Source organism: Bacillus sp. KH172YL63 (assembly GCF_011398925.1).
Lineage (GTDB): Bacteria > Bacillota > Bacilli > Bacillales > Bacillaceae_B > Rossellomorea.
This window is the reverse complement of record NZ_AP022842.1, coordinates 2,948,841-2,961,908: the sequence shown is the minus strand read 5'-3', so window position 1 is coordinate 2,961,908 and position 13,068 is coordinate 2,948,841. Positions and strand designations below refer to the sequence as shown.

Here is a 13,068-nt window from a genome sequence, read left to right as displayed (position 1 = left end):
AGAAAGGGTGAGAGGATGGGATCATATAAACCCCCGACTTATGTTGTCGCTATCAATATGACCTCGATCGTAAAAGGTGTGCTGATCTTCATCAGTGTATTGCTTTCGGTCTTTTCAATCACCGGTCTCCTCACTTCTTTGAACCCGGAGTACAGAATCACATCGAATTCATTGAATCAAGCGGCTTCCCATGTGACAGGAAAAACGCTGTATAAAATCCTTGCTCTCGAAAACCGGTCTTTTCATCACATACTGCCTGAGGAAGAGGAGGCATTACCGAGCCTATCTTCTGCTATGTTCCAGGTCGCCACCAATATCCGCTTCGAAGATCCGAGAAGTTTCCTTGGGCGTGAATTGCCGGGATTCTCCATTTTCGACGGAGAGATCCTGGTGGCGGGGGACGGGACAGACTTTACCAATATGCCGATTGAATCGGTCCCGCCTCCTGAAGCGCTTGATGCTGGTAATGACGCACCGCTCAAAAATCTTGATGACGTGAAGGGATCGGAGAGTAAAGGCGGAGATGTTGCACCGCCATTGTCCACCGGTAATAAGAAGACTGTGCATCTTTACTTTACCCACACCCGTGAATCATACCTTCCTTATCTCGAAGGCGTGAGCAATCCTGATTTAGCCATGCATTCGAAGATTAACGTCACCAAAGTCGGTGACATGGTGAAGGAGGATCTGGAGACGCTCGGGATCGGAACGAGTATAGACAAAACAGATGTCATTCAGAATCTCCATAACAAAGGGCTGGATTACTGGTCTGCCTATCAAGAGTCGAGGCCGTTGGTGCAGGCGGCCATGACGAGCAACAAAGACTTGCTGTATCTGGTTGATATCCATCGGGACTCACAAAGAAGAAAGGTGACAACCGGCACGATCAACGGAAAGACATATGCGAAGCTTGCCTTTGTTGTAGGGGAAGAACATCCGAATTATGAGGAAAACCTCAAAGTCGCAACCGAACTTCACCGGTTGCTCGAATCCACGTACAAAGGTATCTCACGTGGGGTGATTGCGAAAAAGGGAAGCGGTACAAACGGGAAATTCAACCAAGATCTTTCTAGTAATGCCATGCTTGTAGAGTTTGGCGGAGTTGATAATACATTTGAGGAATTGGACAGGACGGCCGGCGCTTTCGCGGAAGTATTCGCAGACTACTACTGGCAGGCAGAAAAGGTGAACCAAGACGTCCCCCCTCTGAGTCAGTAAAGGAAAGGATGACTGATCATGACAAAATTCTTTTTTAAATGTGCTCTTCTCGTCTCCGCCTTATTTCTTGGTGTGTTGATCGGCATGCAATATGCGAATCAGGGGATCGTTGAAATGAAGGGGCATGACGAGCAGCAATTCACCCCTCCTGTCGGCGTGACACAGGACGGGGACGGGAATGTGGAGGCGTCGATTCTTGGAAATGAGGTAGAGTCGAAGACGCTCAGTGAAAAGAAAGAGAAGTTGGAAGAGATGAAAGCCTTCAATGCATTTTCCTCGATCGGCAAAGTGCTCGCCGACACGATCGCAGGCATAACCAGCGAGATCGTGGATTTCATTGCATCGCTTATTTAACTTATTAAGTGTATCGGGACATAAGAAAATCCGAATGCTCAATCGATGTCTTTGTTACGTATCGGTTGTGTTCGGATTTTTTTATGGGAGGCTTGAGGGAATTCTGCATAGCCTTTTACTTTACATTGAATAATATATAGTCTACTGCTATAATTCAAAATAGTGTACATGTGTGGAAATAACAGGAGTTGAACGTATAATGAACCGTGAAGAAAAGTTAGAAAGACAATCGAGAATTAGAAACTTCTCAATCATCGCTCATATCGACCATGGGAAATCTACCCTTGCCGATCGTATTCTTGAGAAGACGAAAGCATTGACTGCCCGTGAAATGAAAGAGCAATTATTGGATTCGATGGATCTTGAAAGAGAACGTGGAATCACGATTAAATTAAATTCTGTGCAATTAAAGTATCAAGCAAAGGATGGAGAAGAGTATATCTTCCACCTGATTGATACACCGGGGCACGTAGACTTTACATACGAAGTATCCCGCAGTTTAGCTGCGTGTGAAGGGGCCGTCCTGGTTGTGGATGCCGCTCAGGGGATTGAAGCCCAGACGCTTGCCAACGTATATCTAGCCTTGGATAACAATCTTGAAATCCTGCCGGTCATCAACAAGATCGACCTGCCGGCAGCTGATCCTGAACGGGTCCGTCAAGAAGTCGAAGATGTCATTGGACTTGATGCGTCTGAGGCGGTGCTTGCATCAGCGAAAGCCGGCATCGGGATTGAAGAAATCCTTGAGCAGGTAGTGGAAAAGGTTCCAGCCCCACAAGGAGATCCGGATGCCCCGTTGAAGGCATTGATCTTTGACTCTTTGTATGATGCGTACAGAGGGGTCGTTGCATACATCCGTGTGATGGAAGGAAGCGTCAAAGTAGGGGATAAAGTCCGCATGATGGCAACCGGCAAGGAGTTCGAAGTAACCGAGATCGGTGTCTTCACCCCGAAAGCGACCGGACAAAAAGAACTGACGGTCGGGGATGTTGGATACTTGACTGCAGCAATCAAGAATGTTGGGGATACCCGCGTAGGGGATACCATCACGCTTGCGAACCATCCTGCAGAAGAGGCCCTTCCAGGTTACCGACGAATGAACCCGATGGTGTACTGCGGATTATATCCAATTGATTCAAACCGCTATAACGATTTAAGAGAAGCGCTTGAAAAGCTTGAGTTGAATGATTCGGCCCTGCAATATGAGCCGGAAACATCCCAGGCATTAGGATTTGGATTCCGCTGCGGATTCCTTGGACTTCTTCATATGGAGATCATCCAGGAACGGATCGAGCGTGAATTCAAGATCGACCTGATCACGACTGCGCCAAGCGTAATCTATCATGTGAAATTGACAGACGGGGAAGAAGTGAGAGTCGACAATCCGTCCATGATGCCGGATCCGCAGAAAGTAGATCATGTGGAAGAGCCATACGTCAAAGCGACGATCATGGTGCCGAATGATTATGTGGGTGCTGTCATGGAGCTTTGTCAAGGCAAACGCGGAAACTTCATCGACATGCAGTATATGGATGAGGCACGTGTGAATATCGTGTACGAAATCCCGCTTGCAGAAATCGTCTATGATTTCTTCGATCAATTGAAGTCCAACACGAAAGGATATGCGTCTTTCGATTACGAGCTGATCGGATACAAAGAATCCAAGCTTGTGAAAATGGATATTCTCTTGAATGCCGAAAACGTCGATGCATTAAGCTTCATCGTTCACCGTGATTTCGCTTATGAGCGCGGTAAATTGATTGTAGAAAAGCTGAAGGAATTAATTCCAAGACAGCAATTCGAGGTGCCGGTACAGGCAGCGATCGGACAGAAGATTGTCGCGAGATCGACCATCAAGGCGATCCGTAAGAACGTCCTTGCGAAATGTTACGGTGGAGATATTTCACGTAAACGTAAACTTCTTGATAAGCAAAAAGAAGGTAAAAAACGTATGAAATCTGTCGGGAATGTTGAAGTACCACAAGAAGCCTTCATGGCCGTCCTGAAAATGGATGATACGGATAAAAAATAAAAGTTCGATGATAAAGGGGGGAAGTGGCTTGTCACTACAAGCGCTGCTTACCCCCTTTTCTCTATGAATGCACAAAAAGGAGGGAGAAACTTGGTGAAATCAGCGTATATTCATATACCTTTTTGCGAACATATTTGTCACTATTGTGATTTTAATAAAATCTTTCTGGAGGGCCAGCCGGTTGATGGGTATTTAAACAGCCTCGGGGAAGAGATGAAGCAAAGGGTTGTCTCTCGGGAGAAGCTTGACACGATCTTTGTCGGCGGCGGAACCCCGACGTCCCTGGATGCAGGCCAGTTGGATAAGCTGTGCGAATCGATCACATCCCACCTGCCGTTTGAAAACGGGGAATTCACTTTCGAAGCAAATCCCGGCGATTTATCGGAAGACAAACTCCGCGTTTTGAAAGATCACGGGGTGAACCGATTGAGTTTCGGCGTCCAGTCTTTCAATGACGAACTGCTCAAAGGGATCGGCCGGACACATAAAAGCAGTGATGTGTATACTTCTGTTGAGAACGCTCAAAGAGTGGGATTTTCAAATATCAGCATTGATTTGATTTACAGTCTTCCGAAGCAAACGGAAGAAGACTTTGAAGATACTTTAAAGAAGGCGCTGGATCTTGACCTTCCCCATTATTCTGCTTACTCATTGATCGTGGAGCCGAAAACGGTTTTCTATAATTTAATGAGAAAAGGGAAGCTGTCACTTCCATCTCAGGATCAGGAAGCGGCTATGTACGACTTATTGATTGAAACGATGGCGAAGTACGGTATCAATCAGTATGAAATCAGCAACTTTGCGAAACAGGGTTATGAAAGCAAACATAACCTGGTGTATTGGGACAACAATGAATATTATGGTTTAGGTGCAGGTGCACATGGTTATATAAACGGAGTACGTTATTCGAACTATGGTCCCCTCAAGAAATATATGGATCCGATCGGGAACGGTTCACTCCCGACGATTCAGGAGCATCAGGTCACCCAGTCAGAGAAGATGGAGGAAGAAATGTTCCTCGGCCTTCGTAAAGTAGAGGGAGTCAGTAAGGAAATCTTTCAGCAGAAATTCGGCTGCAGTATCGAATCGGTCTTTGGAGCATCCATAGATGAAATGGTGAAGAGGGAACTGCTTGCTGTCGATGATGACCGGGTCGCGCTCACGAAACAGGGACGTTTTCTTGGAAATGAAGTGTTTCAATCATTCCTGGGTGTGATCTAATTACCCTTATCTGATTGAGGGTGGGTGCTCCTAATCCTCCGGGAACCGCGTGAAAGCGGAGACTCACAGGGCTTTTTGCCCGACGTGCGCTACTCAAGTCACGGGGGAAGCGGTCACCTGAAGCAGAAATCAACCCATACTCTCTTTTTATAGGCCTGAAAGAAGACTGAGAAAAGAGACAATCTAATATATTGACATCCCTTTTCTGATTTGATAATTTATTAATTAGATTTAGCACTCGTTCAGAGAGAGTGCTAACAGGGGTGATGATGTTGTTAACAGATCGACAACTTCTAATTCTTCAAGTGATTATAGATGATTTCATTCTGTCGGCTCAGCCCGTCGGTTCAAGAAGCTTGTCCAAGAAGGATGAGATTTCCTTCAGCTCGGCCACGATCCGAAATGAAATGGCTGATTTGGAGGAATTGGGTTTTCTTGAAAAAACACATACATCCTCAGGGCGTGTTCCGTCCGAAAAGGGATACCGTTACTATGTTGACCATATGCTGTCTCCGCAAAAGCTGAAGAGAAACGATGTGCACGCACTTCGTTCCATCTTTACAGAGCGCATGTATGAATTGGAGAAGGTCGTCCAGAAGTCTGCGAAGATCCTTTCAGAGCTGACGAATTACACGACGATCGTATTGGGTCCAGACCTGAAGGAAAATAAATTGAAGAAGATTCAGTTGATTCCTTTGAATAAAGATACGGCGATCGCCATCATCGTGACGGATAACGGACATGTTGAGAACAAATTGTTCCATATCCCGCCTACCATGGATGCTGCAGAACTTGAAAAACTCGTCCATATTTTGAATGACCGGCTCTCAGGTGTCCCGATCAGTGAACTGCATGATAAAATTTTCAAGGAGGTCGCCCTTTTACTGAAAGAGCATATCCAGAATTACGATTTTATCCTGCATTCCATCACCGAATCCCTGAACCCGTCAGTCACAGACAAACTGTTCTTTGGCGGCAAGACCAATATTTTGAACCAGCCCGAGTTTAACGACGTGCAAAAAGTACGGATGCTCCTGGAAATGATTGAACAGGAAGATAGCATCTATAACCTGATACGCCCGTCAGCGACAGGGTTGAACATCAAGATAGGCAAAGAAAATGATCATCTCGCTATGGAGAATTGCAGTCTCATAACCGCTACTTATACAATCGGCAAAGAGCAATTAGGTTCCATTGCGATCATCGGGCCTACCCGCATGGAGTATTCCCGTGTCGTAAGCTTACTTAATTTCTTCTCAAACGATATGTCCAAGGTCCTTACCAAGCTGTATCAAAGTGATGATTAGTGGACATATTGAATAAAGGAAAATAAGGTCCGGAAACATTTTTTTCGGCTCCTTACAGCGTACGTATAGCAAGAAAAGCAGTCAGGATTTTTAAGGAGGTGAATGTTATGTCTGAAGAAACAAAACAAGAGCAGCAGGAAATGAAAGAGGAAAACGGCGAAGTGGAAGAAGTATTCGCTGAAGCGCCTCAAGCTGAAGAAGCAGCAGAAGAGCAGCAACCATCAGATGAGCTTTCACAATTAGAGGAAAAGCTGAATGAATCTGAAAACCGCTATCTCAGACTGCGTGCAGATTTCGATAATTTCCGCCGTCGCGTCAATGTTGAAAATGAGGCGAAGGAGAAATATCGTGCTCAAGGATTGATTACAGAACTATTGCCAGCACTTGATAATTTCGAGCGTGCTTTGAATATAGAAGCTGATAACGAGCAAACGAAACAACTGCTTCAAGGAATGGAAATGGTCCACAGAAGTCTTGTTGACGCCCTTAAGAAAGAGGGAGTGGAACCGATCGAAGCAGTGGGTCAGGAGTTTGATCCCCATTTGCACCAAGCGGTCATGCAAGTCGAAGATGAGAACTTCGACAGCAATGTCGTGGTAGAAGAATTCCAAAAGGGATACAAACTGAAAGACAGAGTAATCCGTCCTTCCATGGTGAAGGTCAATCAATAATAAAGATATTACATATACAAAATAGGGAGGTTTCTTACTATGAGTAAAATTATCGGTATTGACTTAGGTACAACAAACTCTTGTGTATCAGTACTTGAAGGTGGAGAGCCTAAAGTAATTGCAAACGCAGAAGGAAACCGCACAACGCCTTCAGTTGTCGCGTTCAAAAATGGTGAAAAGCAAGTTGGGGAAGTAGCGAAGCGCCAGGCGATCACTAACCCTAACACAATCATCTCTGTGAAACGTCACATGGGTACAGATCACAAAGTAGAAGCAGAAGGTAAAGAATATACACCACAAGAAATTTCAGCGATGATCCTTCAACACTTAAAATCATATGCAGAAGATTATCTTGGTGAAAAAGTTGAAAAAGCGGTCATCACTGTACCGGCTTACTTCAACGATGCAGAGCGTCAGGCAACGAAGGATGCAGGTAAGATCGCAGGCCTTGAAGTTGAACGTATAATCAACGAACCAACGGCTGCAGCACTTGCATACGGTTTGGATAAAATGGATGAAGATCAAACGATCCTTGTTTATGACCTTGGTGGCGGTACATTCGACGTTTCCATCCTTGAACTGGGTGACGGTGTATTCGAAGTACGCTCTACTGCCGGTGACAACCGTCTGGGCGGAGACGACTTTGACCAAGTCATCATCGACTACCTTGTAGCTGAATTCAAGAAAGAGAACGGAATTGACCTTTCTAAAGATAAAATGGCGCTTCAACGTTTGAAGGATGCTGCTGAAAAAGCGAAGAAAGATCTTTCTGGCGTAACGTCAACTCAAATTTCACTTCCATTCATCACGGCTGGAGAAGCAGGACCTCTTCACCTTGAAGTGACACTTTCAAGAGCGAAGTTCGAGGAAATCTCATCTGATCTTGTAGAGCGTACAATGGGACCAACTCGTCAAGCAATGAAAGATGCAGGTCTTTCTGCAAGCGAAATCGATAAAATCATCCTTGTTGGTGGTTCTACTCGTATCCCAGCTGTACAGGAAGCAATCAGAAAAGAAACAGGCAAAGAGCCTTCTAAAGGCGTTAACCCTGATGAAGTTGTAGCGATGGGTGCAGCGATCCAAGGTGGAGTACTGACTGGAGACGTGAAAGATGTAGTTCTTCTTGACGTTACACCACTATCACTTGGTATCGAAACAATGGGTGGCGTGTCAACGAAACTGATCGAGCGTAACACAACGATCCCGACATCTAAATCACAAGTATTCTCAACTGCTGCCGATAATCAAACAGCTGTTGATATCCATGTACTTCAAGGTGAGCGTCCAATGGCTGCCGACAACAAAACGCTTGGCCGTTTCCAATTAGCGGATATCCCGCCTGCACCACGTGGCGTACCTCAAATCGAAGTGAAGTTCGACATTGATAAGAACGGTATCGTAAATGTTAGCGCGAAAGACCTTGGAACAGGTAAAGAGCAAAATATCACCATCAAATCTTCTACAGGACTTTCAGATGACGAAGTAGAACGCATGGTGAAAGAAGCAGAAGAAAATGCCGAAGCAGATAAGCAACGTAAAGAGGAAGTTGAACTTCGCAACGAAGCAGACCAACTTGTATTCCAAACGGAAAAAACGTTGAAAGATCTTGAAGGCAAAGTGGAAGAAGAAGAAGTGAAAAAAGCGGAAGATGCAAAAGCTGAATTAAAAGAAGCCATCGAAAAAGATGATCTTGAGCTGATCCGTGAAAAGAAAGATGCACTACAGGAAATCGTTCAAAGCTTAACGATGAAGCTATATGAGCAAGCTCAAGCAGAAGCGCAGGCAGCTCAAGGGGCTGAAGGGCAAGCATCAAATGATGACAATGTAGTGGATGCTGAATACGAAGAAGTAAACGACGACAAGAAATAATCCAGTTCGAACGAAAAAGTCAAAGTCAGGGCGGTTCTTGGCTTTGACTTTTTCTATGATTGCCGGGATTATTCCGGGACATTTAAGATGAATATTCACTTTTTATTGATAATAGTGAAAGCGGAATGTTAAAATAACCTTTATGCAAAGGATTCGGGAGTGGTGTTTTAATGAGTAAACGGGACTATTATGAGGTTCTGGGCGTTAGTAAAGGTGCCTCAAAAGATGAAATGAAAAAAGCATACCGCAAGCTCTCCAAAAAATATCATCCGGATATTAATAAAGAAGCGGATGCGGATGAAAAGTTTAAAGAGATTTCAGAGGCTTATGAAGTGCTGAGCGATGACCAAAAACGTGCGCAATATGATCGTTTCGGCCATACGGACCCTAATCAGGGCTTCGGAGGCGGTGACTTTGGCGGCGGCGGTTTCGGAGGATTTGAAGATATCTTCAATACGTTCTTCGGAGGCGGCGGTGGCCGCAGAAGAGATCCAAATGCCCCAAGGCAGGGTGCCGATCTTCAGTACACAATGTCCTTGAACTTTGAAGAAGCGGTCTTTGGAAAAGACACAGAAATCGAAATTCCGAGAGAAGAAGAATGTGATACTTGCGACGGTTCAGGTGCCAAGCCTGGCACGAAGGTCAATACATGTTCACATTGTAATGGATCGGGTCAATTGAATGTGGAACAAAACACACCTTTCGGCCGGATCGTGAACAGACGCGTCTGTCATTACTGTAACGGTACAGGGAAAGAAATCAAGGAAAGATGTAAGACATGTGGCGGAGCAGGGAAAGTGCAAAAGCGCCGCAAAATTGCTGTCAAGATCCCGGCTGGTATCGACGATGGTCAACAACTGCGCGTAACCGGACAGGGTGAACCGGGAATCAACGGCGGTCCGGCAGGCGACCTTTATGTTGTATTCCATGTGCGTTCCCATGATTTCTTTGAACGAAACGGTGATGACATTTACTGCGAGATGCCGGTGACGTTTGCACAGGCTGCACTCGGGGATGAAATCGAAGTGCCTACGCTGCACGGCAAAGTGAAACTGAAAGTCCCTGCAGGAACGCAAACAGGCACAAGATTCCGCCTGAAAGGCAAAGGGGTTCCAAATGTAAGAGGATATGGCACCGGTGACCAGCATGTACAGGTAAAGGTTGTCACCCCGTCAAAATTAACGGATAAACAAAAACAATTACTAAGAGAATTTGCAGATATCAGCGGTCAGGTCCCTGATGAACAGCATGAAAGTTTTTTTGATAAAGTAAAAAAAGCCTTTAAAGGCGAATAACTCAGAACGGAGTTGGTAGATCAATGAAATGGTCAGAAATCAGTATTCTTACTACGAATGAAGCGATAGAGCCGATTTCAAACATTCTTCATGAATCAGGAGCAAGCGGTGTGGTCATTGAAGACCCGGCAGAATTAAGGAAAGAAAGAGAAGATATGTTTGGTGAGATCTACCAACTCAATCCTGATGATTATCCGAGCGAAGGTGTTATGGTCAAAGCTTACTTGCCGGTCAACAGTTTCCTTGGCGAAACAGTGGACGAAATCAAGCAGGGCATCACGAACCTGGTTACGTATGATATCGATATCGGTGAAAATAAAGTCGAGATCTCTGAAGTGAATGAAGAGGAATGGGCTACAGCATGGAAGAAATATTATCATCCTGTGAAAATTTCCGACAAGTTCACGATCGTCCCTACATGGGAAGAGTACACACCGGTTCACAGTGACGAGCTCATCATCGAGCTTGATCCGGGGATGGCATTTGGAACAGGAACACACCCGACGACCGTCATGTGCATTCAGGCACTCGAACGGATCGTAAAACCAGAGGACACTGTCATTGATGTAGGAACCGGTTCTGGAGTACTATCGATCGCTTCTGCATTATTGTCTGCGGACTCGGTAAGAGCCTACGATCTTGATGAAGTGGCGGTGCGCTCGGCAAGACTCAATGTAAAATTGAACAAAGTTCAGGATAAAGTAACTGTCGATGAAAATAATTTATTGAACGGTGTAACAGGCCAGGCAGATGTGATTGTCGCAAACATCCTCGCAGAAATCATCCTTCGCTTTACAGAGGATGCTTATGAGCTTGTAAAACCGGGTGGTTATTTCATCACGTCCGGTATCATCCAGCCTAAGAAGCAAGAGGTCCGTGACTCATTGGAAGCAGCAGGCTTCTTGATTGAAGAAGTCATGGTGATGGAAGACTGGGTTGCGATCATCGCACAGAAACCAGTGAAATAAGAATAAACGGCGGAGTTGAGAACTGCATGCAACGATATTTTATAGACGATTTATATCGAGAAAATGATCCGATCAAGATTACAGGGGATGACTATCATCATATTGTCCGTGTCATGAGAATGAAGGAAGAGGATGAGGTCTTCGCTGTTTTCAAGGATCAGTCATCAGCGATCACCCGTATTGAAACGATTTCCAGTGACGCAGTCGAGCTTTCAGTTGTACAATGGGAAACATCGGCGAAAGAATTGCCAATTAAAGTAACCATTGCGAGCGGACTGCCGAAAGGGGATAAATTGGAGCTGATACTCCAAAAGGGAACTGAACTCGGAGCCACTCAATTTATCCCTTTTAATGCGGATCGCTCCATTGTGAAATGGGACGAGAAGAAAGCGAAGAAAAAGGTGGAGCGTTGGGAAAAGATTGTGAAGGAAGCAGCGGAGCAATCCCACCGCCTGCTAATTCCCGGGGTGTCTGCACCCGTTTCTGTCAAGCAATTGATTCAAGCCGGCACTCAGTATGATTACAAACTTGTCGCATATGAGGAAGATGCAAGGGACGGTGAGAAAGGTAATCTGCATAAAGTGTTATCTTCCATTGAACCGGGACAAAGTGTCCTGGTCGCATTTGGACCGGAAGGCGGATTATCGGAGAAGGAAATAGAGCTGTTGAGGAGCGAGGGCTTTCTTACATGCGGTCTTGGACCTAGAATTTTGCGGACCGAAACGGCACCATTATATGTACTCTCAGCCATCAGCTATCAATTAGAACTTATGAGGTGATTGCAATGCCATCAGTAGCGTTTCACACTCTAGGGTGTAAAGTGAACCACTACGAAACAGAAGCCATCTGGCAGTTGTTCAAAGAAGAAGGATATGAGCGTGTTGAATATGATTCCATCGCAGATGTTTATGTCATCAACACATGTACCGTGACAAATACAGGGGATAAGAAAAGCAGACAGGTGATCCGCCGTGCCATCAGGAAGAATCCTGACGGTGTCATCTGTGTGACGGGCTGCTATGCCCAGACGTCCCCGGCTGAAATCATGGCCATCCCAGGGGTGGATGTCGTAGTAGGTACACAGGACCGGAGAAAGATGCTTACGTATATTGAAGAATATAAAAAAGAGCGCCAACCGATCAATGGTGTCACAAACATCATGAAGAACCGTGTGTATGAGGAACTGGACGTCCCGGCGTTTACGGATCGTACCCGTGCCTCCCTTAAAATCCAGGAAGGATGCAATAACTTCTGTACGTTCTGTATCATTCCATGGGCCCGGGGATTGATGAGATCACGTGATCCTGAAGAAGTGATCCAACAGGCACAGCAGCTGGTTGATGCGGGATACAAGGAAATCGTCCTGACAGGAATCCATACCGGCGGTTACGGTGAAGATATGAAGAACTACAACCTTGCCATGCTGTTAAAAGATTTGGAACAAAAAGTGCAAGGTCTGAAGCGGATTCGTATTTCTTCGATTGAAGCCAGTCAATTGACCGACGAAGTCATTGAAGTAATCGACCAATCGGAGATCGTCGTGAGACATCTGCACATTCCACTGCAATCAGGCTCTAATACAGTGCTTAAGAGAATGCGCCGGAAGTATACGATGGAATTCTTTGCAGAGCGTCTTGAAAAGCTTAAAAAAGCACTGCCTGGATTAGCTGTGACATCTGATGTCATCGTCGGTTTCCCAGGTGAGACTGAAGAAGAGTTCATGGAAACCTATAACTTTATCAATGAGCACAAATTTTCAGAGCTTCATGTTTTCCCTTATTCTAAACGGACGGGGACCCCTGCTGCACGTATGGACGACCAGATTGATGAAGACATCAAGAACCAGCGTGTGCACCGTTTGATTGAACTTTCCAATCAATTGGCGAAAGAATATGCATCTCAATTCGAAGATGAAGTGCTTGAAGTGATCCCTGAAGAAATCTATCAAGACGATCACTATGTAGGATATACGGATAACTACCTGAAAGTCGTCTTCCCTGCAAGCGAAGACATGGTCGGAAAGCTTGTGAAGGTGAAAATCACGAAAGCGGGCTATCCGATCAATGAAGGACAGTTCGTCCGTGTCCTTGAAGACGCAGAAGAAAAAGCGGCAATATAATGAACGAAGGGGCA

Annotated in this window: 11 protein-coding genes; all 11 read left to right on the top strand. The window is 45.4% G+C overall.

The window, feature by feature from the left end; translation table 11 throughout:
- The first annotated feature begins 15 nt into the window (after positions 1-15).
- Positions 16-1,218 (top strand): stage II sporulation protein P, encoded by a 1,203-nt coding sequence (spoIIP, locus tag KH172YL63_RS15210; protein ID WP_173106900.1) that lies wholly within the window; start codon positions 16-18, stop codon positions 1,216-1,218.
- An 18-nt stretch (positions 1,219-1,236) separates the two neighbouring features.
- Positions 1,237-1,572, top strand: coding sequence for a DUF3679 domain-containing protein (locus KH172YL63_RS15205; protein ID WP_173106899.1), 336 nt, complete (start codon positions 1,237-1,239; stop codon positions 1,570-1,572).
- 199 nt (positions 1,573-1,771) lie between these two features.
- Positions 1,772-3,604, top strand: coding sequence for a translation elongation factor 4 (gene lepA / locus KH172YL63_RS15200; protein ID WP_442858737.1), 1,833 nt, complete (start codon positions 1,772-1,774; stop codon positions 3,602-3,604).
- 63 nt (positions 3,605-3,667) lie between these two features.
- Positions 3,668-4,825, top strand: coding sequence for a radical SAM family heme chaperone HemW (hemW, locus tag KH172YL63_RS15195; RefSeq protein ID WP_173106898.1), 1,158 nt, complete (start codon positions 3,668-3,670; stop codon positions 4,823-4,825).
- A 272-nt stretch (positions 4,826-5,097) separates the two neighbouring features.
- Complete coding sequence (hrcA, locus tag KH172YL63_RS15190) at positions 5,098-6,132, top strand: heat-inducible transcriptional repressor HrcA (RefSeq protein WP_173106897.1); 1,035 nt, start codon at positions 5,098-5,100, stop codon at positions 6,130-6,132.
- 107 nt (positions 6,133-6,239) lie between these two features.
- Positions 6,240-6,803, top strand: coding sequence for a nucleotide exchange factor GrpE (gene grpE, locus KH172YL63_RS15185; protein ID WP_173106896.1), 564 nt, complete (start codon positions 6,240-6,242; stop codon positions 6,801-6,803).
- Between the two features lie 39 nt (positions 6,804-6,842).
- Complete coding sequence (gene dnaK, locus KH172YL63_RS15180; protein WP_173106895.1) at positions 6,843-8,672, top strand: molecular chaperone DnaK; 1,830 nt, start codon at positions 6,843-6,845, stop codon at positions 8,670-8,672.
- A 170-nt stretch (positions 8,673-8,842) separates the two neighbouring features.
- Positions 8,843-9,967 (top strand): molecular chaperone DnaJ, encoded by a 1,125-nt coding sequence (gene dnaJ / locus KH172YL63_RS15175; protein ID WP_173106894.1) that lies wholly within the window; start codon positions 8,843-8,845, stop codon positions 9,965-9,967.
- Between the two features lie 23 nt (positions 9,968-9,990).
- Positions 9,991-10,935 carry a 50S ribosomal protein L11 methyltransferase gene (prmA, locus tag KH172YL63_RS15170; protein WP_173106893.1) on the top strand — a complete coding sequence of 315 codons (945 nt, stop codon included), beginning with the start codon at positions 9,991-9,993 and terminating at the stop codon, positions 10,933-10,935.
- Between the two features lie 26 nt (positions 10,936-10,961).
- Complete coding sequence (locus tag KH172YL63_RS15165; protein ID WP_173106892.1) at positions 10,962-11,714, top strand: 16S rRNA (uracil(1498)-N(3))-methyltransferase; 753 nt, start codon at positions 10,962-10,964, stop codon at positions 11,712-11,714.
- A gap of 5 nt (positions 11,715-11,719) precedes the next feature.
- A complete protein-coding gene (gene mtaB / locus KH172YL63_RS15160) occupies positions 11,720-13,054 on the top strand; it encodes a tRNA (N(6)-L-threonylcarbamoyladenosine(37)-C(2))-methylthiotransferase MtaB (RefSeq protein WP_173106891.1) in 1,335 nt (444 codons plus the stop codon).
- Positions 13,055-13,068 lie beyond the last annotated feature (14 nt).